This window comes from Streptomyces sp. AMJ-169 (assembly GCF_055597585.1).
Genome location: NZ_JBVLTJ010000010.1, coordinates 330,952 through 354,961, shown reverse-complemented (window position 1 = coordinate 354,961; position 24,010 = coordinate 330,952). Strand labels below are relative to the sequence as shown.

Below are 24,010 nucleotides of genomic sequence, written 5' to 3'. Positions count from 1 at the left end.
GTCCTTGCGGGTTTCGAACTCCATCGCATCCCCTGAGCTGGGGTGTTGCGACGACCACTAGAACGGAAGTCGTGCCGGGGCGGGCTTTTTCTCGTACGCTTTTCCCGACAACCTGTCGGCAACCCATTGACTTAGGTAAGCCTAACCTCAGAAAATGGCCGTCATGGACTCCTTCTCGACCGTCATCCGCACCGCGTCCCACGAACAGCACATGGAGGCCGAGACCTCGACCTTCATGAGCGACCTCCTCGCCGGCCGGCTGGGCGTCGAGGCGTACGCGCGGTACACCGAGCAACTCTGGTTCGTGTACGAGGCGTTGGAGGCCGGCGCGGAGAGACTCGCGGCGGATCCGGTGGCCGGGCCGTTCATCCGCCCGGAGCTGTTCCGGCTGCGCGCGCTGGAGCGGGATCTGGCGCATCTGCGGGGGGCCGACTGGCGGGAGACCGTCTCCGCCCTCCCCGCGACTTCCTCCTACGCGGCCCGAGTCCGCGACTGCGCCGAGCGCTGGCCGGCCGGTTACATCGCCCACCACTACACCCGCTACCTCGGCGACCTCTCCGGCGGCCAGATCATCCGCGACAAGGCGGAACGGACCTGGGGCTTCGAGAAGAAGGGCGACGGGGTCCGCTTCTACGTCTTCGAGGAGATCGGCAACCCGGCCGCGTTCAAGCGCACTTACCGCGAACTCCTGGACGAGGTCCACGCGGACGGCCCGGAGAAGTCCCGCATCGTGAGCGAGTGCAAGCGGGCGTTCGCGCTGAACACCGCCGTGTTCGGGGAGTTGGGGGAGGAGTTCGCGGTGGGGGTGTGAGGGGGGCTGCGCCGGGCGAGCCTCAGAACAGGGGCTCGCGGTCCGGGTCCTCGGGAGTCACATTTATGATCGCGACCGCGCGCGGCTCTGGATACGAGGTGTACACATACACGACAGTCAGCGCGGACACACCAGGGCGCGGTTCGAGCCGGGTCCGGTACACCTGTTGCGTACCGCCCGCCTGTGCCGGGCCACGGGGGACACCGAGTTCGGGATCATCTTCCAGCTCCCGCCTCAGCTGCTCGACAGCTCGCCCCGCGGCCGGGTCCATCGTCTGGAGCCGTTTCGCCACCACGGTCGCGATGACGACGATCACACGGCTCACGCATGGCCCTTTCGCTGGATCTCGGCGATGAGCTCAAGCCCTTCCCTGAGCCCCTCTTCGAACTCCGGGTCGTTGTAGGCCCGGATGCTTCCGGCGTACGTCTTGATGACCTCCGCGCACCGATGGAAGTCGGTGGCCGTGGAAGCCGCCATGGCACATGCGAGATCGGCCTCGAAGTCTTCCTTGTCACCCGGGAAACCCAGCCCTTCCCCCAGAGCCGCCCGGATATCGGCGACAGTCCTGAGCGGAGGCAGCGGCTTGTGCGATGACTCGGCGTGCTGCGCACTCATGCGCTCTCCTCACCTCGGCAAGCGGTCACCCCCAGTATCCCGCGCCCCCCTGAAGGATCGGTTCCCCGTGACACGTCTCCGCGCTCACCGCTCCAGCACCACCCTGCCCCCGACCTCCACCCACCCGTACGGCTGCGGCGCCGTCAGGATCTGGGAACCCGTGCCCTGGGTGATGTTCAGGGCGCGGCCCAAGTGGTCGGTCAGGAGGAGGGCCGCCGCTCCTGTCGCCTCGTCCTCGTCGATGCCGTCGTCCCGGCCGGGGAAGGCGCGGGCGCGGATCCGGCCCGCCGACTCGTCCAGCCAGGACCACGCGTAGATCCACTCACCCTTCGGCGGGATCTCCAGGCCGTCGACCTGTGCCGGGGTCGCGTACCGGCGCAGGGTGCGCGGCGGGGCCCACTCCGCGCGGGCCTCTATCCAGGTGAACTCGCCGTCCAGGCGGACGCCCAACTGGCCCGCCTCGGTGGTGAGTTCGGGGACGTCCAGGAGCCAGGCCGCGCCCACGCAGGGGTGGCCGGCGAAGGGGAGGCGGGTGGTGGGGGTGTAGATGTCGATGACGCCGCGCTCGGGGTCGTCGACGAACACCGTCTCGCTGAAGCCGAGTTTGGCGGCGAGCTCCTGCCGCTCCGCGCGCTCGGGCACGCGGGTGCCGTCGCGGATGACGCCCAGTTCATTGCCGTAGCCGCCGTGGGGCGCGCAGAAGACGCGGAGCACGTCGTAGTCAGTCACCCGGGCATTGAAGCACCGCCCGGACGCGGTGGCCGATTCAGGTAAGGCTAACCTAATATTCGCTGGTGGACGCCGGTCGGATCAGGAGGGGGTGGGTCGTCAATGGCCGTGCTGGAGAAGGTGGTTGAGGCGCCCGGCGGGCGTGAGCGGCGCAGCCGGGAGTGGGTGCTCAGCCTCGGGCTCGCCGGCGCGCTCCTCGTCCTCGTACCCATAGCCGCCGGCACCGGCGCCTATCCGATCCCCCTCGGGGACGTCCTCTCCTCCGTCGGGCATCAACTCGGGCTCGGCGGGCACGAGTTGGACCGGGTCGCGGAGTCGGTGCTGTGGAACGTGCGGTTCCCGCGGATCGTGCTCGCCCTGCTCGTCGGCGCCTCCCTGGGCTGCGCGGGGGCGCTGATGCAGGGCGTGTTCGGCAATCCGCTCGCCGAACCCGGGGTGATCGGCATCTCCTCCGGCGCCGCCGTCGGGGCCGTCGCCTCGATCGCGCTCGGGCTGAGCTTCTTCGGGACGTGGACGGTGCCCGTCTTCGCGTTCGCCGGGGGGCTCGGTACGGCGCTGCTGGTGTACGCGATGGCGCGGACCGGCGGCAAGGCCGAGGTCGTCACGCTCATCCTCACCGGCATCGCGGTGAACGCCTTCGGCGGCGCCCTCATCGGCCTGTTCCTGTTCTTCGCGGACAACGCGGCCGTCAACCAGATCGTGTTCTGGCAGCTGGGCTCGCTCTCGCAGGCGACCTGGCCGAAGGTGCTCGCGGTGCTGCCGTGCACGCTGGTCGGGGTGGCGCTGGCGCCGCTGTACTCACGCCGGCTGGACCTCCTCGCGCTGGGCGAGCGGCCGGCCCGGCATCTGGGGGTGGACGTGGAGCGGCTGCGGATCGTGCTGATCCTGCTGATCGCGCTGCTGACGGCGGCGGCGGTGAGCGTCTCCGGGATCATCGGCTTCGTCGGCCTGGTCATCCCCCACCTCCTGCGCCTGGCCGCCGGCCCCGGCCACCGCTTCCTGGTCCCGGCGAGCGCGCTCCTGGGCGCCCTGACCCTACTGGCCGCCGACCTGGCCTCCCGCACCCTCGCGGCCCCGGCGGAACTGCCACTGGGCGTCCTGACGGGGCTGTTGGGCAGCCCGTTCTTCTTCTGGCTGCTGCACCGGACGCGGGGGCGACACGGGGGGTGGGGGTAAGCGCGGCGGATCTCTCCTACGACCACCCCACCCCCAAGGACCCCCATGAAACTCCTCCGCCCCCGCCCCACTCCCCCACCACCCCCCGCCCCCGGCGACCCCCTCGCCGAGGCCGACGGCCTCCACCTCGACCTCGGCGCACGCCGTGTCCTGTACGGAGTCGACCTCACCGTGCGCGCCGGTGAGGTCCTCGCCCTCGTCGGCCCCAACGGCGCCGGCAAGTCCACGCTCCTCGCCGCGCTGGCCGGCGACCTGCCCGCCGCCGAGGGCGTCGTACGGATCTTCGGCCGCCCCGCCGGCAGCTGGAGCGCGCCCGAACTCGCCCTGCGCCGGGCCGTGTTGCCGCAGGCGGCGAACGTGTCGTTCCCGTTCAGTGTCGAGGACGTCGTGCGGATGGGGCGGGCGCCGCACGACAGTTCGGCCGGCGAGGACACGCACATCCTCAAAGAGGTCATGGCCGCCACCGAGGTGACCGAGTTCGCCGCGCGGGCGTTCTCCGCGCTGAGCGGGGGCGAGCGGGCCCGGGTCGCGCTGGCGCGGGTGCTGGCGCAGCGGGCGCCGCTGCTGCTGCTCGACGAGCCGACGGCCGCGCTGGACCTGCGCCATCAGGAACTGGTGCTGAAGGTGTGCCGGGAGCAGGCGGCGAAGGGCGACGCGGTGGTCGTCGTGCTGCACGACCTGGGGCTCGCGGCGGCGTACGCGCACCGGGTCGCGGTGCTGCGCGGCGGGCGGACGGCCGCGCTCGGGGCACCGCAGGAGGTGTTCACCGAGGCGCTGCTCAGCGAGGTGTACGAGCAGCCGGTCGAGGTCTTCCCGCACCCCGTCCACGGCACCCTCCTCATCACCCCTCGGCGCGGCCCGGACCCCGGCTCCCGGTAGGGTTCCGACTCCGGGAAGGGGAAGGACGTCACCTGATGACCAGCGTGCGCAGGCGGGACCGGAACATAGTCAGGGCGGCCGTGCTGAGCGCCGTGGCGCTGGCGGCGAGCGGCTGTGTGGTGATCCACGGGGAGCGCGAGGTGATCCCCACCACCACCCCCGCCGAGGCCACGAAGGCGGTGCAGCAGTTCGCGACCGCCTACAACAAGGCGGACCAGGCGTACGACAGCACGCTGGACGCCGACTACACGACCGGGGCGCTCGGCGCGATCGACGCGGCGCGGCTGACGGCCGGCAAGGCCAACAACCCTTCCGGCAACCCGAGTCACACCCCGCTGACCCTCTCCGACGTCCAGGTCACGATCCCCAAGAAGGCCGGCTGGCCCCGCTGGTTCGTCGCCGACGCGCGGCCCAGCAAGGGGGGCACCCAGCGGTGGCTGATGGTCTTCACCCGCAACGACGTGAGCGAGCCGTGGCAGGTGTCGTACCTGACGCTGGTCACGCCCGGTGTGCTGCCGGAGCTGAAGAAGGACGCCGACGGGTACGCCGAGGCCGTTCCCGCCAACGCGCCCGAACTCGCCGTCTCCCCCGACAAGTTGAGCGCCGGGTACGCCGGGTATCTGAAGACCGGTGAGGGCGCCTTCGCGCGCGGTGTCTATACGGACACGCTGCGGGCCGCGCGGGCGAAGAACTCCGTCCGGCCCGGTCTCGTCACGCAGTTCATCGACGAGCCGCTGACCGAGGGGGACTTCGCGCCGGTCGCGCTGCGGACGGCGGACGGCGGGGCGCTGGTCTTCTTCTCCGGGCACAACTACACGAAGCAGACGGCGGCGGCCGGGGCGGCCGTGCCCACGCCGAACGCGGGCGTGAAGGCGCTGACCACCGGGGAGATCAAGCAGTCGCTGACGATGGAGTTCGTGTCGAACGCCGTCGCCGTGGACCCCGCGAAGGGCAGCGGCGACGAGGAAGTGTCCCTGCTGGGGCGGGTGGAGGGGCTGACCGGGGCCAAGGGGGAGTGAGCCGGGGCGAGTTGACCGGCAGTGCGGGGGCCGCCGCTCAGTGGCGCAGCGGCCAAGTCCCTTCCTGCTGGCCCCCGTTCGCACCCTCCCCCGCCGCGTGCCGCGCGCACGCGTCGGTCAGGAGCTCCAGGAGGGTCAGCGGGTCCGGGAGGGGGTGTTCGGGGCCGCGTACCCAGTGGACCGAGCGGCCGTCGTCGCCGGGGAGGCGGGCCGGGGGGACCAGGACGTACGAGCCCCGGCAGTGCCAGCGCAGGCCCGGGTGTTCGTCCATCGTCTCGGGGTGGCAGTCGAGTTCGCAGGGCCACCACTCGTCCTCGTCCTCGGGGGTGCCCCGGGTGAGGGTGAAGAAGAGCAGGCGGCCGTCGTCGGACTCGGCGACCGGGCCGACGTCCACGCCCGCCGCGAGGAGCCGGTCGAGGGCGGCGCGGCCGGCGGCGCGGGGGACGTCGAGGACGTCGTGCGTCATGCCGGTCGCGGTGATGAAGTTCGCCTCGGGCTGGTGCCGGGCCCAGCGCTCGATCTGCGCCCTGTCGGTCGTCGACTGGGTCTGCCAGGCGAAGGAGACCGGGTGGCGGGCCGGGGTCGGGCAGCCCACGCGGTCGCACGAGCAGCGGTAGCCGGCGGCGGGGTGGGCGGCGGGCGCCAGCGGCAGGCCCGCGTCGGCGACGGCCAGCAGCAGGCGCTCGCGGACGGCGTCGGTGTCGGCCTGTGTGGGGGCGGTTCTGCCGCGCAGCCACTGGGTGAGTCTGTCCCGCAGACCGGTCAGCCCGATCGCCTCCGCGCTCATGTGTCCCTCGCCTCCCTGTCGTGCGGACAGGATGCCTCATGCTCCCATGCCGGCGGGAACCGGGGTGCCTTGTCGGGACATAAGCGTCAGCTCCGGCGCATACGCATCAGCGCGGCGCGATGCCGTACAGCGTGTACTCGACGAGCGTGTCCGTGTAGTCGTACGACAGCGGGCCCGTGCGCTGGAGCCAGCGTTGGGTCAGCGGGGAGACGAGGAGTTCGAGGGCGATCCTCGGGTCGACGTCCGGTCCGACCTGGCCCGCGTCCTGAGCCGCGCGCAGGCGTTCGACGTACAGCCTGAGGCTGGGTTCCAGGAGTTTCGCGACGCACTCGCGGCCGAGGCGTTCGTCGACGATGCCCTCGGCGGTCAGGGCGCGGGCGGGGACGTCGAAGCGGGGGTCGAGGAGTTCGTCGACGGTCGCGCGCAGGACGTGCTTCAGGTCGGCCGCCACATCCCCGGTGTCCGGGACGCCCCGCGGCTGCCCGCCTCCCGCGCCGAGGTCGAGGAACGCCTCCATCAGGACGTCCGCCTTGGAGTCCCACCAGCGGTAGATGGTCTGCTTCCCGACCCCGGCCCGCGCGGCGATCCCCTCGACGGTCGTCCTCGCGTAGCCGCTCTCCGCGACGAGGGCGAGGGCGGCGGCGTAGATGGCACGGCGCGAGGTCTCGCTGCGGCGGGTGACGTCGGGTCTCTTCGTGGGCATGGGACGACGGTAGCAACGGGGGACGGGGCGTCTGGGCAGCCGGGGCCGGGGCTCAGGGGGACGGGGGGACGGGGGGACGGGGCGTCTCGGCAACCCGCACGCCCGCACCCGCACCCGACCCGAAGCTCAGCAGCCCGCCCGGCCCGCATCCCCACCCGCACCCGACCCCCACCCGCCAGCCCCCCTACGCCGCCTCCCCCGGATACCGCACCCCGATCTGCCCCCGCGCCTCATCCAACGTCCGCATCACCGCGAGCGTCCCCTCCAGCGGCACCAGCGGCGACTCCCGCTCCCCCGCCCGTACCGCCCGCATGACCTCCAGTGCCTCGAAGCGGAAGCCGGTGCCCTCGGCGGGGTCGTGGGTGAACTCCTCCGGCTCGCTGCCCGCCCGGTGCAGGACGAAGCGTTCGGGGTGGAAGAAGCCCGCCGGGATGTCGATGCGGCCCTTGGAGCCGGTGACCGAGGCGGTGGTGCCCGTGCCGCCGGTCAGGGAGCAGTGCAGCGCCGCCAGCGCGCCGGAGTCCCAGGACAGGGCGAGCACGGTCTGGAGGTCGACGCCCTCGGGCGACAGGACGGACCGCGCGGAGATCCCGGCCGGCTCGCCGAGGAAGAGGTGGGCCAGCGAGACCGGGTACACGCCGAGGTCGAGCAGCGCGCCCCCGCCCTGCGCCGGGTCCCGCAGCCGGTGCGCGGGCGGGAAGGGCCCTTCGAGCCCGAAGTCGGCCTGGACGGTGCGGACTTCGCCGATGGCACCATCGTCGACAAGCGCCTTGATGCGGCGGATGAGGGGGTTGCAGTACATCCACATCGCCTCCATGAGGAAGCGGTCGTGGGTGCGGGCGAGGGAGACCAGCTCCTCGGCCTCGCGGACGTTCAGCGTGAACGGCTTCTCGCACAGGACGTGCCGGCCGGCCTCCAGGCAGAGCCCGGCGGCGGCCCGGTGGGCGGCGTGCGGGGTGGCGACGTACACGACGTCGACGTCCTCGTCGGCCGCCAGGGACGCCCAGTCGCCGTAGGCTTTCGGGATACCGAAGCGCTCGGCGAAGGCTTTGGCGCTTTCCTCAGTACGGGAGGCGACCGCGACGACCTCCGCGTCGGGCAGATCGACCAGATCCGCCGTGAATGCGGCGGCGATTCCGCCCGTAGCCAGAATTCCCCACCGTACGCTGTCCGCCGTCATCGCGCCACGCCTCCGTCTCGGCTCCCCGTTCGAACTGAGAGCATAGGGGCGTAAGCGGTCCGAGAGGGAGGGGGATCATGCCCGGCAGTGAGTCACCGACATCACCGTCCATCGCGGCGCGACGCCGTACAGGACTGCTGGTCACACTCGTCCTCGGCGGTCTCACCGCCACTCCCCCGCTGTCGATGGACATGTACCTCCCGGCGCTCCCGGAGGTCACCGACACCCTCAACGCCCCAGCGGCGACAGTGCAGTTGACGCTCACCGCCTGTCTCGCGGGGATGGCCCTGGGCCAGTTGGTGGTCGGTCCGATGAGCGACCGCTGGGGGCGGCGCCGGCCGCTGCTGATCGGGCTGGTCGCGTACGTCGCCGCGACCTTCCTGTGCGCGTTCGCCCCGAGCGTCGAACTCCTCGTCGCCTTCCGCCTGGTGCAGGGTCTCGCGGGCGCGGCCGGCATCGTCATCGCGCAGGCCGTCACGCGTGATCTGTACGACGGTGACGCGATGGCCCGGTTCTTCTCCACGCTGATGCTGATCTCGGGGGTCGCGCCGATCGTGGCGCCGCTGATCGGCGGGCAGATCCTGCGGGTGACCGACTGGCGGGGCGTGTTCGTCGTGCTCGCCGGGGTCGGGCTGCTGCTGACGGCGACGGTGTGGGCGCGGCTGCCGGAGACGCTGGAGCCGGCCGAGCGGCACGAGGGGGGTGTCGGGGAGGCGCTGCGGACGATGCGCGGGCTGCTGTCCGACCGGGCCTTCACGGGGTACGTGCTGGCCGGGGGCTTCGCGTTCGCCACGGCGTTCGCGTACATCTCGGCGTCGCCGTTCGTCGTCCAGGAGATCTACGGGGCGTCGCCGCAGACGTTCAGCCTGCTGTTCGGGATGAACGCGGTCGGCATGATGGCCGTCGGGCAGCTCAACGGGAAGGTGCTGGTGGGGCGGGTGTCGCTGGTACGGGTCATGGGGATCGGGCTCTGCGTGGTCACGCTCGCCTCGGTGGCGCTGCTGGTCCTGACGACCGGGGTGTTCGGGGAGGCGGGGCTCGCGCCGGTGGCTGCGGCCCTGTTCGTCCTGATGTCGGCGATGGGCATCACGCTCCCCAACGCCCAGTCGCTCGCCCTGGTCCGCACCAAGCACTCGGCGGGTTCGGCGGCGGCGCTGCTCGGTACGTCGTTCTACGTCATCGGCTCGGTCACCTCCCCGCTGGCGGGGATCGCGGGCGAGCACACGGCCGTGCCGATGGCGCTGGTCCAGCTGAGCGCCGCGCTGATCGCGCTGGCCTGCTTCTTCGCGCTGTGCAGGCCGTGGCGGCCGAGCCCGGCTCCTGACGCCGCTGTGCTTTCCGAGGGCGCTCGTACGGCCCCCGCCCCCGTCGCGGAGGGAGGCGACCGCTGAACGCCCCGAGACTCCGCCTCGACAGCCCGGCCCGCGCGGGACTCGACCCCGCCGGACTGGCCGCCCTGTCGGCGGAGATCCACGCCCTGACCTCCGGTGACCGCCCCTGGGCGCCGGGGGTGGTGGCGGTCGCGGGCCGGGGCCCGGTGGTCGCGCTGCACGAGGCGGCGGGCTGGGCGGTGCGCTATGCGTCGTACGACGTCGAGCTGCCCGCCGCCGAGCGCGTCCCCATGCGGCTGGACACCCCCTTCGACCTCGCCTCCCTCACGAAGCTGTTCACGTCGGTCGCGGCGGTCCAGCAGCTGGAGCGCGGTCTGCTGGACCTGGACACCCGCGCGAGCGTGTACCTCCCGGGGTTCCACGCGGCCCGCCGCCACGGCATCACGGTCCGCCACCTCCTGACCCACACCTCGGGTCTGCGTCCCGAACTCCCTTTGTACGACTGCCCGGACGGTGACGCGCGGCTGCGGATGCTGCTGGCGGAGGAGCCGTTGGCCGAGCCGGGCGCGCGGTATGTCTACTCGGACCTCAACATGCTGTTCCTGCAACGGGTGTTGGAGCGGGTCACCGGCCGCCCTCTCGACGTCCTCGTCGCCGAGGGCATCACCCGCCCGCTCGGCATGACCGCCACCCGCTTCGGCCCCTGCCCCGGCGCCGCCGCGACCGAGGACCAGCGGCGGCCGTGGGCCAAGGCGGACCGGGGGATGCTGCGGGGCGAGGTCCACGACGAGAACGCGTGGGCCCTAGGCGGCGTGGCCGGCCACGCCGGCCTCTTCTCGACGGGCTGGGACCTGGCGGTGTTCTGCCGAACGCTGCTGGGGGGCGGGGCGTACGGGACGGCACGGATCCTGGGGTCCGATCACGTGGACTTGCTGCTATCGCCGCCCGGACTGGGCTTCGGGGTGGACCAGGCGTGGTTCATGGGGGAGTTGGCGGGGCGGGGGGCGGCGGGGCATACGGGGTTCACGGGGACGTCACTGGTGCTTGACCGGGCGACGGACACGTTTTTGGTGCTGCTGGGGAATGCGGTGCATCCGCGGCGGGGGGTGGGGGAGAGTGGGGCGCGGGCACGGGCGGGGACGAGGGTGGCTCGGGCTGTGCGGGGGTGAGGGGGTGGTTTGATGCGGGGGGGGGCGGACGCGGGCGCTTCTGATGCCGGGCGGACGTTGGGGCGCGGGGCGGTTCTGATGCGGGGGGGGTGACAGGCGCGGGCGCTTCCGGTGCCGGGCGGGCGCTGGGGCGCGGGGCGGTTCTGATGCGGGGGGGGTGACAGGCGCGGGCGCTTCCGGTGCCGGGCGGGCGCTGGGGCGCGGGGCGGTTCTGATGCCGGGCGTGCGGCTCGGGCACGCGGTCTCGCGGATGCGGCGACGGCGACGACGACGACGCGAAGTCTCGCGCCGCGGAGGCAGTTACGGACACGCGACCGCGCGGGCACGCCCGGATGCGAGATCCCGTCGCCTCGAAGGCTCGCCCTGGACGCAGGGGCCCGCTGTCCTGAGCGTGCGCCCCCTCCTTCGCCCAACCTTAGAATCACCGAGTGAACCACCCCGCCCCCGCCGATTCCCTCCGTGCCTCGCTCGACCGCATTCTCGACGGGCTTCCTCCTCGTCAGGCCTCCCGTGCTGTGGAGCGGCTGATCGCCAATTACCGGGGCGCGACCCCTACCGACGCGCCGATTCTGCGGGACCGGGCGGATGTGGCCGCGTACGCCGCCTACCGGATGCCGGCGACGTTCGAAGCCGTGTGCTCGGCGTTGGAGGCTTGCGCGGTGGCGGTGCCGGAGTGGGTGCCGGGGAGCCATGTCGATGTGGGCGGGGGGACCGGCGCCGCCACCTGGGCGGTGGCCGCCACCTGGCCCGGCGCGCGGGAGATCACCGTCCTCGACTGGGCGGAACCGGCGCTGGCGATGGGGCGGGAGATCGCCGAGGGGTACCCCGATCTGGCCGGCGCCCGCTGGGAGCGCGCCCGGATCGGCGCCGCGCTGACACTGCCGGCGGAGACGGACCTGGTCACCGTCTCGTACGTCCTCAACGAACTCTCCCCCGCCGACCGCACCGCCCTCCTCGACACGCTGAGCACCGCCCGCACGGTGGTGATCGTGGAGCCCGGCACCCCGGACGGCTACGCCCGCATCATCGAGGCCCGCGAACGGCTGCTCGGCGCGGGATTCACCGTCGCCGCCCCCTGCCCGCACGACACCCCCTGCCCGATCGCCCCCGGCACCGACTGGTGCCACTTCTCGGCCCGCGTCAGCCGCTCCTCCCTGCACCGCCAGATCAAGGGCGGCTCCCTGCCGTACGAGGACGAGAAGTTCGCGTACGTCGCGCTGACCCGGCTGCCGGCCGACCGCGCCGCCGCCCGCGTCGTCCGCAAACCGCAGCTGCGCAAGGGGCAGGTGCTGCTCGATCTGTGCGGCGCGGAAGGGGAGTTGGGGCGCACAACGGTGACGAAGCGGCACGGGGAGCTGTACAAGGCGGCGCGGGACGTGGAGTGGGGGGACGGCTGGCCGCCGCGGTAGCCGGGCGACATCGAAGTGGGCCGGGAGGGAGGGGGCGGCCGAAGTTACGTGACGCATATACACCGTTGCGTTACGCAGCGAAGTTGTGGTCAACTTCCTTCACGGGAGCTTCACACTTGGCCGGTGGGGTTCCGAAAGCCATTTCGAGGGGGGAGGCGGCGGCCGTCCCACGGCACCGGGTGGGGGTGGATCTCGCGTGGGACCGCGAGGTACGCACCGGGTCGTGGGGCGGCGGCCACAGGGGGCCGTCAGCCCTCCGCGCTCCCCTTGCCCTCCGTGCCCTCCGCGCTCCCCTTGCTCTCCTTACGCGCAGCCTCCGCCTCCGCCACCTTCGCCCGCCGCTTCCGCAACGCGTACACTCCGCCCGCCAGGGCGACCGCGACCGCGCCCCCGACCGGGAGGCCCCAGCCGAAGCTGTCGTCGTCCTCGGCCGTGCCCGCCGAGCCGGACGCGCCCGGGGCGCCGTGCGAGACCTTGTCGCCGCCCTCGCTGAGCGGATCGGCGAGCGTACCGACCGGCTTCGCCCCCTGAGGCTGCGCGAAGCCCCAGTCGAGGAGGGTGCGGGTCTCCTCGTACACGGCGTTGTAGCCGCTCGTGGGGTGCAGGACGGTGACGAGGAGAGTGCGGCCCGAGCGGGTCGCGGCGCCGGTGAAGGTGTTGCCCGCGTTGCTGGTGTAGCCGTTCTTGACGCCGATCAGACCGGGGTAGGCCGTGACGCCGTGCGAGCCGCACAGCAGGCGGTCGGTGTTCTCGATGGCGAGGGTCTTGGTCCCGCCGTCGGGGACGCTGGCCGTCTTGGTCGCGCAGTACGCGCGGAAGTCGGCGTTCTTCAGACCGTGCCGGGCCATGAGCGTGAGGTCGTAGGCGGACGAGTACTGGCTGGGGTGGTCGTACCCGTCCGGGCTGACGACGTGGGTGTTCACCGCCTGGAGGTCGGCCGCCGTGGCCCGCATCTCGGTGACCGTGGCCGCGATACCGCCGTTCATCGCCGCCAGGACCCGCACCGCGTCGTTCCCTGAGCGCAGGAAGACGCCGTGCCACAGGTCCTCGACGCTGTACGTCACCCCCGGCTTGAGCCCGACCAGGCTGGAGCCCTCGGGGACGCTCGCCAGCTCCCGCGCGGTGACCGTGTGCCGCACGGCACGCCCGAACTTGGGCAGCAGCGTGTCCGCGAACAGCATCTTCAGCGTCGACGCGGGCGCGAGACGCAGATGCGGGTTGTGGGCGGCGAGGACGTCGCCACTGTCATGGTCGGCGACGATCCAGGCGCGGGCGGAGATGTTCATCGGCGCGACCGTACAGAAAACAAGTGAGAGAACGCGAACCCTGGTGCGGGGAGGTCAGCCAACAGGGGTTTCCTTTCAACGGCCCGTCATTCGCGTGAGGATGAGCTGTCTTATCCGATTCTGATCCCGGGCCGCACTTTTTCAGTTCTCACACATCTTTTACTCACGGCGCCTCAACAGTCCGTTCCTACCGTGTGACCGCGCCCACATCGGGCGCCACCTAGTTCGAGGAACGGGATGTTTGCCACATATCTCAAGCGTGAGCTGGGCCGGCGCAAGAAGGCGGCGCTGGTCGTCGCGCTCGGCCTGGCGCTCGGTATCGCGCTCGTCATCACCGTCAACTCGGTCTCGGCGGGGATGACGAAGGCCCAGGACCAGGTCCTGAAGTCGCTGTACGGCCTCGGCACCGACATGACCGTCACCAAGGCCCGCAGCGCGCCGACCGCCGGCGCCTCGGGCGCGCCGCGCTTCGAGTTCGACGCGCGGTCCCAGGACGACAGCTCGCAGCAGAGCTCGGACCGGGTCAGGACCCAGGGCGGACAGGCGCTCGCGGCCTCGCTGGTGACCAAGGTCGCCGGGCAGCAGGGGGTGGCCGGGGCGGTGGGGGCGCTGAGCCTCAACGTGACCAAGGTGAACGGGAGTTTCACCCAGGGCAAGGCTTCCTCTTCCGGCTCCTCCGGGGGTCAGGGCGGTCCCGGCGGGGGCGGCAGCGGCGGGGGCCAGCCGCAGGTCCAGGGCGGCGGCGCCTCCTTCGACGTCAACTCCTACTCCGTGTCCGGCGTCGACGTCGGCGACCAGACGCTCGGCCCGCTCGCCGGCTCGACGATCACCTCCGGTGTGACGTTCACCTCCGCGCAGAGCAACGCGGCGGTCGCCGTGATCTCCGCGTCGTACGCCAAGGAGAACTCCTACAAGGTCGGCTCTACGCTGACCATCTCCGGCACGAAGTACAAGGTCATCGGCATCGCCACGCCCGACAGCAGCGAGTCCACCACCGACGTCTACCTCCCCCTGAAGCAGGCGCAGACCCTCGGCGACGCGGCGAACGAGGTCACGACGATCTACGTCAAGGCGAGCGACTCGAAGCAGATCGAGACGGTCAAGAAGACCATCCAGAAGAACATCTCCGGTACGACGGTGACGACGTCCGCCGATCTCGCCGAGACCGTCTCCGGGTCCCTCTCCACCGCGTCCGACCTCGCGACGGGCGTCGGCAAGTGGCTGTCGGTCGTCGTCCTCGCGGCGGCGTTCCTGGTGGCGGCGCTGCTGACGTCGTCGGCCGTGTCCCGGCGGGTGCGGGAGTTCGGCACGCTGAAGGCACTGGGCTGGACGAGCCGCCGGGTGACCCGGCAGGTCGTCGGCGAGTCCATGGTCAACGGTCTGCTCGGCGGGGCGCTCGGGATCGGCCTCGGCCTGGCCGCAGCGTATGCGGTGACCGCGTACGCGCCTACGCTCACGGCCCAATTGGGGAGCGGCGGGGGCGGTATGGGGGGCGGTCCCGGCGGGGGCGGGCGTACGGCTGCCGCCGGCACGATGGAGATCGCGTTGTCGGCGCCGGTGTCTTTGACGACCATCGCGCTGGCTGTGGGGCTTGCGGTGACGGGTGGGTTGGTCGCCGGGGCGATGGGGGGTTGGCGGGCTTCTCGAATGCGGCCTGCGGATGCGTTGCGGAGTGTTTCGTGAGGGCGGGTGGGGTTGCGGGGGCGGCTGGGGTTGCGGAGGTCGCTGGAGTTGCGGCGGCTGCTGGGGCCGCTGGATTTACGGGGGCTGGGCGACTCGCGGGGGCTGGAGCTGCGGCGGCGGCTGGGTTTACGGGGACTGGGCGACTCGCGGGGGCTGGATTTACGGAGGTCGCTGGAGCTGCGGCGGCTGCCGGAGCTGCTGGGGCCACTGGATTCGCGGCGGCTGGATTCGCGGAGGCCGCTGGAGCTGCGAGGACCGCTGGATTTACAGGGGCCGTCGGAGCTGCGGGGGCTGGGCGACTCGCTTTTTCGGCCGGGCGGTTCGCGAGACTCGCCGGGCAACTCACGGTGCGGGCCGAGCGGTTCGCGGCGGCTGGAGCTGCGGGGGCGGCTGGACTCTCGACGGCTGCCGAATCTGTAGGGGCCGCTGGAGCTGCGGCGGCTGGAGTTGCGGAGGTCGCTGGAGTTGCGGCGGCTGCCGGAGCTGCGGGAGCTGGGCAACTCGCGGCGGCTAGATCTGCGGGGGCCACTGGAGTTGCGAAGGCTGCTGGATTCGCAGCGGCTGCCGGAGCTACGGCGGCTGGGCAACTCACCTTGTCGGCCGGGCGGTTCGTGGAGCCCGTCGGGCAAATCGCAGTGCCTGCCGGGCAGTTCGCGACGGCTGGATCTGCCGGAGCTGCGGGGGCCGCTGGATTTACAGGGGCCGTCGGAGCTGCGGGGGCTGGGCAACTCGCAGTGCCAGCCGGTCGGTTCGCGGGGCCTGTCGGGCAACTCTCGGTGCCTGCCTGGCGATTCGCGGCAGCCGTTGGGCCGGGGGCGCGGTGGCGGCGTCCCGGAAACCGTTCCCTCACTTACTTCTGGAGCACCCCATGTACACACTGACCGGCGTCACCAAGCGCTACCGGCGGGGCAAGGAGACCGTCGAGGCGTTGCGCGGGATCGACTTGACGATCGGGGACGGCGATCAGCTCGTCATCCAAGGACCCACGGGCGGCGGCAAGTCGACGCTGCTCCAGATGATCGGCGGACTCGACCGGCCCTCCGAGGGCAGCGTCGAACTCGACGGCACCGACCTCTCGAAGGTCAGCGAGGCCAAGCTGACCCGGCTGCGGGCCGAGAAGATCGGCATCATCTTCCAGTCCTTCAACCTCATCCCGACCCTCACGGCCCAGGAGAACGTCGAGACCGCGCTGGTCCCCCTGGGCGTGAAGCCAGCCGAACGCCGCGAACGGGCGGCGGAGGCACTGCGTTCGGTGGGCCTCGGCGAGCGCCTCACCCACGTCCCCTCCGAGATGTCCGGTGGCCAGCAGCAACGCGTCGCCATCGCAAGGGCGTTGGTGAAGCAACCGAAGGTCCTGCTCGCCGACGAGCCGACCGGCAACCTCGACGAGGGGACCCGGGACGACATCATGGCGCTGCTGGAGGGGTTGTGGCGCGAGCACGGGCTGACGTTCGTCCTGGTCACGCACGATTCGTCGATCGCACGGCGGGCGCCGAGGGTGGCGACGATCAGGGCGGGGCGGGTGGAGGTGACGGAGAGGGTGGGGGCTAGCTAGGGGAACTGGGAGGCTTCGAGGGGGTGTTGGGCAACTGGCGCTATCGGGAAGGGGGGTTGGCCAACCAGGCTGCCTAGGGCTGAGGTTGGCCAACTGAGGTGCAGGGGAGCGGCGTTGACTGACCGGGTTGCCGGGAAGTGGCGCTGGCCGGCCTGGTTGCTGGGAAGCGACGTTGGCCAACCAGGTTGCTGCGAAGTGGCCTTGACTAACCAGCTTGCAGAGAAGCGGCCTTGGCCAACCAGCTTGCCGGAAAGCGGCCTTGGCCAACCAGGCTGCCGGAAAGCGGCGTTCCCCCCTCCCGCACCCTCGCCCCTTCAGCACCTCCGCCCCCTCAACTCCCCCCACCCCCAAGAATCCTCCCCACCTCCGCCATCTGCTCCCCGCTCAACGCCCCCCTCTCCAACGCCCCGGCGTTCTCCTCGGCCTGCGCCACCGAGCGGAACCCGGGGATCGGAACCGTCACCGCGCTGCGCGCCCAGATCCAGGCCAACGCGCCCTGCGTGAGCGTCCGCCCGTCGGACGTCAGCACCTCACGCAGGGCGTCGACCCGTTCCAGCCACGCCGGATCAGCGCCACCGTCCCCGAAACCGGGCAGCCAGACCGGCGGACGGCTGCGGATGTCACCGTCCGCCAGCACAGCCCCCCGCTTCCCCGCCCGCGTCAGCAACCCCATCGCCAGCGGACTGCGATTGACGCTGGCCAGCCCCAACTCCTCGCACAGCGCGAGCATTTCGGGCGCGTCCTGGAGAACGTTGAGCCGATGCTGGACGGCGGCACAGTGCACCCCCTCCGCGAAGACAGCGGCGAGCGCGGGTTCGTCGGTACTCCAGGCGTACGTCCGGATGAGCCCCTCCGCCACCAACTCCTCGCAGGCCTCCCGGAGTTGGGCCCCCTCCTCGGGGCTCGCGTCGGAGATGTGCAGCTGGTAGAGGTCGATGTGCTCGGTGCCGAGGCGGGCGAGGGACGCCGTGAGGGCCGTACGCAGATGCGCGGGGCTCGCGTCCTGGCCGTCGGCGATACGGGTCCGCTCGTCGAAGAGGTTGCCCCACTTGGTCGCGACGACGACATCCGCCCGCCGCTTGCCGAGCGCGCGGCCGAGGACACGTTCACTGTGCCCGGCACCGTAAGCATCGGCGGTGTCGAAAAACGTGACACCGAGGTCAACTGCCTTGCGCACGGCCCTGATCGACTCGTCGTCGTCCACCTCGCCCCAGCCGAGCGGCTGCCCATCGGACCGCGCCCACTCCCCACCGATGGCCCAACACCCGAACCCAAGCGCACTGACCTCAATACCGGAACGTCCCAGAGTCCTTGTCGTCTCCATGGGGCGGACGGTAGGCGTTGGAGTGCACTTGAGGGGAAGGGGGTGTCGAGAGCCGGGTTCGGGGCCGGGGTTCGGAGGCCGGGGCCGGAGGCCGGGGCCGGAGGCCGGGGCCGGAGGCCGGAGCCGGAGGCCGGAGCCGGAGGCCGGAGCCGGAGGCCGGAGCCGGAGGCCGGAGCCGGAGCCGGAGCCGGGGGCCGGAGCCGGGGGCCGGAGCCGGGGGCCGGAGCCGGGCGAGGGCCTGAGGCCCGGCCCGGGCCTGGGAGCCGGAGGCTGGGCCGGGGCCAGGGTTCGGCAGCCAGGTGCCGGGGTTCGAGGCCAAGGCCGGAGGCCGGGGTTCGGAGCCGAGGCCGAAGTTCGGAGCCGGAGCCGGAGTTCGGGGCCAGGGCCGGGTTCGGGGCCAGACGCCAAAGCCGAGGCCGGACGCCAAGGCCGGGGCCAGACGCCAAGGCCGGGGCCAGACGCCAAGTACCGGCCGTCACCCGAACGGCCTCGTCCGCAAGGCGCGCCCAGCCCGCCCGGTGCGACCGTGGAGAAAACCCCGTTGCCCAGGGAGCCCCCGTGACCTGCTGCACCGCCCGCCGCGCCACCCCCTGCGCGCCCCCCACCCGCCAGGACCTCGGTCTGCTCCTGCTCAGACTCGGCACCGGCGGAGTCCTCGCCGCGCACGGCGCGCAGAAGCTGTTCGGCTGGTTCGGCGGGCACGGCCTTGAGGGCACCGGACAGTTCATGGAGTCCGTCGGCTACCGCCCCGGCAAGGCGAGCGCGGCGGCGGCCGGACTCGCGGAGACGGCCGGCGGCACGCTGCTGGCGCTGGGCCTCGCGACCCCGGCGGCGGGCGCGGCGGCGGCCGGGGCGATGGCGGGGGCGGCGGCGGTCCACGTACCGAACGGCTTCTTCGCCCAGTCCGGCGGCTACGAGTACGCCGCTTTCCTGGGCCTCGCGGCGGCGGGCCTGTCCGTCACGGGCCCCGGCCGGCTCTCCTTCGACCACGCGCTGGGCCACTCGGTCAACCGGAGCTGGATGGTCCCGGCGGCCCTGGGCGCGACGGCGGCGGTGACGGCGGTGATCGTGGGCCTGCGGAACAGGAGGGTGCGGGAGGAGGAGGCAGGGGTACAGGGGACGTTGTTCGAGGGGTACGAGGAGTAGGGGCACAAGGGGCTTGAGTGTGCCGGGAGTTGAGCAGCACGGGCGCTGAGCAGGACCGTCGTCTGTGCGAAGCTGCCACCATGCCCGACCCCCAGCAACCGCGACTTCCCGACCCCCAACTGCCCGCGCAGCCAACCCCCACCCAGCCAACTCCCGCCCTCTGGCCCACAGTCGACGCCCTATGGACCTGGCTGCACGCCCACCGCCGCCACGACGACCACTCCGAACTCCTCCTCCGCGTACTGAAGTTGTCGGAAGAGGTCGGCGAGACAGCACAGGCGGTGATCGGCGCGACCGGCCAGAACCCGCGCAAAGGCATCACCCACACGTGGGACGACGTACAAGCGGAACTCTGCGACGTGGTCATCACGGCGCTGGTCGCGCTACGCACCCTGACCCCGCAGCCGCAGCAGGTCTTCGAGCACCACCTGGCGAGGGTGGCCGCAAGGTCACTGCCGCACAACGAACCTGACCGGCCACCCGCCCCTCACCCGTCCGGCGGATACACTCCTTGAGTGTTCAATCGGCCCATAGACCGCAGGCGCCCCGCTTTCCGGGGCCCCCTGACGACCGGCCGTGACACAAGAACCCCGGCGGCCCTGAGCCTGCTGCTGGCCCTCCTGGCGGTGCTCACCTGCTGCCTGGGCAGCCCGGCACGGGCGGAGACGGAGTCCGTACAGACGCTGCTCTCGGCCGTCTATACGCCCCACTCCCCCACGGACACGGACCACTCCCCGGGTGCCGAACACGTCTGCCCGGCCCCGAACCACGACCACTGCCACCCGGGCACACCCCCGACGGCCCGTACGACGGCCCCGACCCCGCACCCGGCGCCGTACGCGCTCCCGGCGAGGGCCGACGCGCGCCCGGCGGCGCGGCCCGTACGCCCGGGAACGCGCCCGGCGGCTCCGCGCGGGCCGGATCTGCATGTGCTGCAAGTGCTGCGGACGTGAGGGGCGGAACACTTCCGCCCCTTGTCCCGGGTGGCCTCGCCGCCCGCCGAACTCCGCATGCCTGAAAGGCACTTGAGCCATGGCCGCGAACAACGCGAACAAGAAGCCGACGACGCCGAAGCAGAAGACGAGCACGGCAGCGCCGAAGCAGAAGACGGCTGCGGCAGCGCCGTCGCAGAAGACGGCCACGCCGCCGCCGTCGGCGAAGAGGAAGCCGGGCAACAAGCCCTCGGCGAACGAGAGGTCCGCCGCGCGCCGGGCGCGGATAGAGGAGCAGCGCCAGGCGGAACGCGCGCGGGAGCGCCGTAGCCGGATGCTGACGGTCTCCGCGTCGGCGGCGATCGTGCTGGCGCTGGTCGCCGGCGGGGTGTGGCTGGTCAACGACGCGAACGAGAAGGAGGCCGCGAAGGCGGCGCCGCTCGCGGGTGAGAAGACGTGGGAGGACCTGAGCCAGAACCACGTCGAGGGCACCGTCAAGTACGCGATGACCCCGCCGGTCGGCGGCGACCACAACGCCGTGTGGCAGAACTGCGACGCGCAGGTCTACACCCAGCAGCTCCAGAACGAGAACGCCGTGCACGCGCTGGAGCACGGCGCGGTCTGGGTGACGTACAGCGCGAAGGCCGCCGAGGCGGACGTGAAGACCCTGACGGAACGGGTCAGCAAGACGCCGTACACCCTGATGAGCCCGTACGACTCCCAGACCTCGCCGATCACACTGTCCGCGTGGGGCCACCAGCTGGGCGTCGAGACGGCGTCCGATCCTCGGGTGGATCAGTTCCTGGACAAGTATGTACAGGGGGCGCAGACGCCGGAGCCGGGGGCGGCGTGCAGTGGGGGGAAGGCGACGGCGTAGGTGGGGGGTTCGGCGGCTCGGGGGTCTGAGATTCGCCGGGTGGGGGGGGCTGGGATTTGCCGGGTGGGGGGGGCTGGGCCGCCGGGCCCCCCTCAAGTCGCCGAGCCGCCCAACTGTCGAGTTGCCAAGCGGCCGAGCCGCCCGGTTGCCCAATCGCCGAGTTGCCGAGCCATCGAGTTGCCCAGTTGCCGGGCTGTCGAGCCGTCGAACAAATCAACCGATCCGTCGGTCAGGTCAGGTCAGGCCAGCCGACCCGCCGGTCAGGATTCCGGGCGGCCGGCCGGGAGCGCTCTCGGCCGGCCGGACCCCGCGCTGATCGGCTCGCCGTTCAGCCGACCCGCTTCAGGAACCCACCCTCCTCAGGAACTCACCTTCCTCAGGAACCCACCCGCCTCAGGAACTCCGCGAAACTCGCGAGCGTTGTGTTGGCAGAGGGCGCGGAGAAGAGCGGGTCGAGGTGGTTCATGCCGGTGTCGGTGTGGAGGGAGGTGAAGGGTACGCGGGCGGCGGAGGCGAGTTTCTGGGCGGCGGTGTTGACGGTGCCCTGGGAGTAGCTGGTCTGGAAGGAGTAGAGGGGGACATCGATGCCGGCGGCGTGCTGGAGGCGCAGGCCGAGGGAGCGGGTGACGTCGGTGTCGGCGTAGAGGTCGGCGGCGTCGAGATCGAGGGAGTAGCGGGCGGGGAAGTACCACTGCCAGACGGTGGGTTCGGGTCCGGCGTAGGCGAGGGCGACGCGGGAGATCGGGGTGATCCCGGTGTCGGTCCAGTCACCGGTGGCCGAGATCTGCCCGGAGTGCACGGTCATGACGTTGGGCCAGCCGAAGCTCTGGTCGACGAGGAGGCCGAGCAGGGCGGCGTTGGTGATGGTGTCCGCCGGGCGCAGGGCGGCGGGGAGGCGGGGCTGGAGGACCGACTTCCCGGCCGGGTCGCGGTGGGCGTACCAGCCGGCGAGCTGGTACCAGAGCTGGCTGCTCTCGGCGCGGCTGCCGAGTCCGACGGCGCTCAGCGACATGTCGTACACGGCGCCGCCCGCGATCGCGGCGAGCCGCTGCTTGACCTGGTCGGGCGAGCTGGCGGCGGTCTCGCCGGCGCCGGTGAAGGCGCCGAGGACGCCGCCGTCGACGAGCGCGAGGCCGGCGAGGTCGCGGAAACCGGGCTGTCCGTCGAAGTCCCAGGCGGCGTAGGCGGCGGCGGTGGTCGCGCCCCAGGAGTGCCCGCCGAGGACGACCTTGCGCCGCCCGCCGTAGGAGGCGGCCTTGACGACGGCCCGCAGATCGGCGAGGACCTGCGCCAGCCCCCAGTTCGCCATGTACCCGGCGGAGGCCGGGGCGATGGACTTGTACCCGCCGTCGAGGTAGTACCCGGCGGGATCGGCGGTGGCGAACCCGCTCCGGTCGACCAGATTCTCCTCCCGCCGGTCGAAGGCCCACACCTGCACCCCGGGCACGGCCGCGACGAGATCCCGGGCAAGCAGCCGGAAGTCGTTGGCGGCCCCGAGCTGCCCCGGAACGAGCACAAGTACGGTGGCGGCGGCCGGGTCCCCGACCTGAAGCACATGCACCTGATCCGACCCGACGGGCCCGCCGCCGGCACCGACGGGAACACTGACGTATGCCTCGGCGAACCCCCCATACACACCCCGGTCCCCCCCGCGCCGACCGCCCCGCAGCCTGAGCCACCCCACTCACCCCGACGGCCCCCACCACCAGCCCCCCGACCATCCCACCCAACAACACCCGACGCCCCACATACTCCACCACGCCCACCATCTCCTTGAAAGTTGAAGAACATAACTTTGGGGGTAGCTTTCCTTATGGGCGACGACAGATGATCACCGGGTCCCCGGTAAACAGAAGGGCCCGCCTCGGTCGTACCGACCAGAGGGGGCCCGAAAAAGAGCGGCAGACGAGCCAAGCTATACGCCGGGTTCTGTCCCCGGGGCCCTCGCGGGATCCCCGGTCGACGGCCATCCATCTAGGACCGGCGTCACCACCGGCCTCCTGCGGTCCACCCGCGGACTCGGGCGAGCAGCCCTCGAACGTCCGCGCAGTCACGCCCCTTCTCGGTCCCGAAAAGGGGCGCTCCCTTTTGACCTTGCTCCGGGTGGGGTTTACCTAGCCGCCTGAGTCACCTCAGGCGCTGGTGGTCTCTTACACCACCGTTTCACCCTTACCCGGCGCCGAAGCGCCGGGCGGTCTGTTTTCTGTGGCACTGTCCCGCGGGTCACCCCGGGTGGCCGTTAGCCACCACCCTGCCCTGTGGAGCCCGGACGTTCCTCGGGGAGTCCCGTGAGGGGCTCCACGCGGCCGTCCGCCCGGCTCGTCTGCCGTGTCGACCATGGTAGCGGGCGCGCCCGGGGGCGCCGAATCGGGCCGGCGGTGGCCAGGACCGAGCCGGTGAGGATGAGGGCGAACGCCGCCCAGATGCCGGCCGTCAGCCGCTCGTCCAGGATCAGCGCGCCCGCCGCGACGGCGACCGCGGGGTTGACGTACGTGATGACGGTCGCCCGGTTCCCCCCGATCTCCTTGATCAGCTCCAGGAACGCCACGAACGCGACGGCCGTGCAGAAGATGCCGAGCGCGACGACCGCGAGGACCACCTTGGCCGACGGCGGCTGCGCGGGCCACGTCACCGCCGCCGCCGGCGCGTACACCAGCGCCGACAGCGCCAGACAGGCCGCCGTCAGCTGGAGCGAGGGCACCTCCTTCATGTACTTCGCGGCGATGAGGGGGGCCGTCGCGTAGCCGATGACCGTCACGAGGATCTGGCCGAGGGAGAGGGCGTCGCCGCCGGTGAGGTGGGGCAGGGTGAGGACGGCGACGCCCGCGAGGCCGACCGTGAGGCCCGCGAGCCGGCGCCGGCCCAGCCTCTCGTCGTCGCCGATGCCGAACCAGCGGCCGAGGACGAGGCCGGCGATCGGCACGCCCGCGATCAGCAGTCCGGCGGTCGAGCTGGAGATACGGCGTTCGGCGTCGGTGAGGGTGTACCAGGGGACGATGATCTCCAGGACCGCGAAGGCCAGCATCGGGCGCCAGTGCGCGCGGACCGTGTCGGGCAGTCCGCGTCCGCGCAGCGCGAAGGGGAGCAGGAGGGCCGCGCCGACCGTGCAGCGCGCGAACACGATCACCGTCGGGTGGAGTTCGGCCACCGCCACTTTGATCAACAGATAAGGGACTCCCCAGATGACTCCCGTGAGGGAGAAGAGGAACCAGCCACGTGCAGTCATGCGAGGAGTCTGCCGTTTCTCAACGCCGCGCGCGTTGAACGCTGTTGCGGTACACCACAGGAGTGACACCGGGCACCCGGCAAAACCACCGGGTCGGCCGCGCCCGGTCCGCGGACCCCACCGACGCCGTCAGCCGATCCAGGCCCGGCCCCTCCCGCCCCGGCGTTGACCTT

22 protein-coding genes, 1 other RNA gene and 1 pseudogene are annotated in these 24,010 nt (G+C 72.0%); 13 read left to right on the top strand and 11 right to left on the bottom strand.

All coding sequences use genetic code 11. The features are described 5' to 3' along the window. Positions 1-163 precede the first annotated feature (163 nt). A complete protein-coding gene (locus ACYUD3_RS25650) occupies positions 164-811 on the top strand; it encodes a biliverdin-producing heme oxygenase (protein ID WP_470974225.1) in 648 nt (215 codons plus the stop codon). Between the two features lie 22 nt (positions 812-833). On the opposite strand, the gene ACYUD3_RS25645 is transcribed toward ACYUD3_RS25650, so the two are convergent. The 3 genes from ACYUD3_RS25645 to ACYUD3_RS25635 all read right to left on the bottom strand — a co-directional run bounded on the left by ACYUD3_RS25645 (position 834) and on the right by ACYUD3_RS25635 (position 2,155). Then, complete coding sequence (locus ACYUD3_RS25645) at positions 834-1,136, bottom strand: hypothetical protein (protein WP_470974192.1); 303 nt, start codon at positions 1,134-1,136, stop codon at positions 834-836. Next, entirely contained in the window at positions 1,133-1,426 is a 294-nt protein-coding gene (locus ACYUD3_RS25640; protein ID WP_470974189.1) for a hypothetical protein, read from the bottom strand. Before ACYUD3_RS25640 ends, ACYUD3_RS25645 begins: the two co-directional genes overlap by 4 nt. Before the next feature lie 84 nt (positions 1,427-1,510). Continuing rightward, entirely contained in the window at positions 1,511-2,155 is a 645-nt protein-coding gene (locus ACYUD3_RS25635) for a PhzF family phenazine biosynthesis protein (RefSeq protein WP_470974186.1), read from the bottom strand. 102 nt (positions 2,156-2,257) lie between these two features. Between ACYUD3_RS25635 and ACYUD3_RS25630 the strand changes: the two genes are divergently transcribed. From ACYUD3_RS25630 to ACYUD3_RS25620, 3 genes are read left to right on the top strand one after another with little or no spacing between them, the layout of a single operon-like run. Further along, positions 2,258-3,331, top strand: coding sequence for a FecCD family ABC transporter permease (locus ACYUD3_RS25630; protein WP_470974183.1), 1,074 nt, complete (start codon positions 2,258-2,260; stop codon positions 3,329-3,331). 45 nt (positions 3,332-3,376) lie between these two features. Further along, positions 3,377-4,210 carry a heme ABC transporter ATP-binding protein gene (locus ACYUD3_RS25625; RefSeq protein WP_470974180.1) on the top strand — a complete coding sequence of 278 codons (834 nt, stop codon included), beginning with the start codon at positions 3,377-3,379 and terminating at the stop codon, positions 4,208-4,210. Positions 4,211-4,245: 35 nt separating this feature from the next. After that, on the top strand, positions 4,246-5,229 hold the full coding sequence (locus tag ACYUD3_RS25620; RefSeq protein WP_470974178.1) for an SCO2278 family lipoprotein: 984 nt from the start codon (positions 4,246-4,248) through the stop codon (positions 5,227-5,229). Positions 5,230-5,266: 37 nt separating this feature from the next. On the opposite strand, the gene ACYUD3_RS25615 is transcribed toward ACYUD3_RS25620, so the two are convergent. The 3 genes from ACYUD3_RS25615 to ACYUD3_RS25605 form a co-directional block, all read right to left on the bottom strand. Continuing rightward, on the bottom strand, positions 5,267-6,016 hold the full coding sequence (locus ACYUD3_RS25615; protein ID WP_470974175.1) for a bifunctional DNA primase/polymerase: 750 nt from the start codon (positions 6,014-6,016) through the stop codon (positions 5,267-5,269). Positions 6,017-6,122: 106 nt separating this feature from the next. Further along, complete coding sequence (locus tag ACYUD3_RS25610; RefSeq protein WP_470974172.1) at positions 6,123-6,719, bottom strand: TetR/AcrR family transcriptional regulator; 597 nt, start codon at positions 6,717-6,719, stop codon at positions 6,123-6,125. A gap of 184 nt (positions 6,720-6,903) precedes the next feature. After that, entirely contained in the window at positions 6,904-7,899 is a 996-nt protein-coding gene (locus ACYUD3_RS25605) for a Gfo/Idh/MocA family protein (protein WP_470974169.1), read from the bottom strand. Positions 7,900-7,976: 77 nt separating this feature from the next. On the opposite strand from ACYUD3_RS25605, the gene ACYUD3_RS25600 reads away from it, so the two are divergent. The 3 genes from ACYUD3_RS25600 (at position 7,977) to ACYUD3_RS25590 (ending at position 11,808) form a co-directional block, all read left to right on the top strand. Further along, positions 7,977-9,290, top strand: coding sequence for a multidrug effflux MFS transporter (locus ACYUD3_RS25600; protein ID WP_470974166.1), 1,314 nt, complete (start codon positions 7,977-7,979; stop codon positions 9,288-9,290). Further along, positions 9,287-10,399, top strand: coding sequence for a serine hydrolase domain-containing protein (locus tag ACYUD3_RS25595; RefSeq protein ID WP_470974223.1), 1,113 nt, complete (start codon positions 9,287-9,289; stop codon positions 10,397-10,399). The genes ACYUD3_RS25600 and ACYUD3_RS25595 overlap by 4 nt, the downstream gene beginning before the upstream one ends. Before the next feature lie 428 nt (positions 10,400-10,827). Further along, positions 10,828-11,808 carry a small ribosomal subunit Rsm22 family protein gene (locus ACYUD3_RS25590; protein WP_470974163.1) on the top strand — a complete coding sequence of 327 codons (981 nt, stop codon included), beginning with the start codon at positions 10,828-10,830 and terminating at the stop codon, positions 11,806-11,808. 248 nt (positions 11,809-12,056) lie between these two features. Here ACYUD3_RS25590 and ACYUD3_RS25585 read toward each other — a convergent pair whose 3' ends face one another. Next, the gene (locus ACYUD3_RS25585) at positions 12,057-13,094 is read right to left on the bottom strand and encodes a D-alanyl-D-alanine carboxypeptidase family protein (RefSeq protein WP_470974160.1); all 1,038 of its coding nucleotides are present in this window, start codon (positions 13,092-13,094) and stop codon (positions 12,057-12,059) included. Between the two features lie 237 nt (positions 13,095-13,331). On the opposite strand from ACYUD3_RS25585, the gene ACYUD3_RS25580 reads away from it, so the two are divergent. Beyond that, positions 13,332-14,777 (top strand): ABC transporter permease, encoded by a 1,446-nt coding sequence (locus ACYUD3_RS25580; protein WP_470974157.1) that lies wholly within the window; start codon positions 13,332-13,334, stop codon positions 14,775-14,777. Between the two features lie 868 nt (positions 14,778-15,645). Further along, positions 15,646-16,332, top strand: coding sequence for an ABC transporter ATP-binding protein (locus ACYUD3_RS25575; protein ID WP_470974154.1), 687 nt, complete (start codon positions 15,646-15,648; stop codon positions 16,330-16,332). A 331-nt stretch (positions 16,333-16,663) separates the two neighbouring features. On the opposite strand, the gene ACYUD3_RS25570 is transcribed toward ACYUD3_RS25575, so the two are convergent. Beyond that, positions 16,664-17,656, bottom strand: a complete 993-nt coding sequence (locus ACYUD3_RS25570; protein WP_470974151.1) for an aldo/keto reductase — start codon at positions 17,654-17,656, stop codon at positions 16,664-16,666. Positions 17,657-18,214: 558 nt separating this feature from the next. Here ACYUD3_RS25570 and ACYUD3_RS25565 point away from each other — a divergent pair. The 4 genes from ACYUD3_RS25565 to ACYUD3_RS25550 all read left to right on the top strand — a co-directional run bounded on the left by ACYUD3_RS25565 (position 18,215) and on the right by ACYUD3_RS25550 (position 20,611). Next, complete coding sequence (locus ACYUD3_RS25565) at positions 18,215-18,802, top strand: DoxX family protein (protein ID WP_470974149.1); 588 nt, start codon at positions 18,215-18,217, stop codon at positions 18,800-18,802. Between the two features lie 80 nt (positions 18,803-18,882). Beyond that, positions 18,883-19,317 (top strand): MazG-like family protein, encoded by a 435-nt coding sequence (locus ACYUD3_RS25560; RefSeq protein WP_470974146.1) that lies wholly within the window; start codon positions 18,883-18,885, stop codon positions 19,315-19,317. Next, positions 19,318-19,755 carry a hypothetical protein gene (locus tag ACYUD3_RS25555; RefSeq protein WP_470974143.1) on the top strand — a complete coding sequence of 146 codons (438 nt, stop codon included), beginning with the start codon at positions 19,318-19,320 and terminating at the stop codon, positions 19,753-19,755. A gap of 79 nt (positions 19,756-19,834) precedes the next feature. After that, entirely contained in the window at positions 19,835-20,611 is a 777-nt protein-coding gene (locus tag ACYUD3_RS25550) for a DUF3105 domain-containing protein (RefSeq protein ID WP_470974140.1), read from the top strand. A 376-nt stretch (positions 20,612-20,987) separates the two neighbouring features. Here ACYUD3_RS25550 and ACYUD3_RS25545 read toward each other — a convergent pair whose 3' ends face one another. The 3 genes and pseudogenes from ACYUD3_RS25545 to ACYUD3_RS25535 form a co-directional block, all read right to left on the bottom strand. After that, on the bottom strand, positions 20,988-22,166 hold the full coding sequence (locus ACYUD3_RS25545) for an alpha/beta fold hydrolase (RefSeq protein WP_470974136.1): 1,179 nt from the start codon (positions 22,164-22,166) through the stop codon (positions 20,988-20,990). A gap of 347 nt (positions 22,167-22,513) precedes the next feature. Then, positions 22,514-22,933, bottom strand: an RNA gene (gene rnpB / locus ACYUD3_RS25540) — RNase P RNA component class A. A 118-nt stretch (positions 22,934-23,051) separates the two neighbouring features. Beyond that, positions 23,052-23,837: pseudogene (locus tag ACYUD3_RS25535) on the bottom strand (DMT family transporter); the annotation flags it as partial. Between the last annotated feature and the right edge of the window lie 173 nt (positions 23,838-24,010).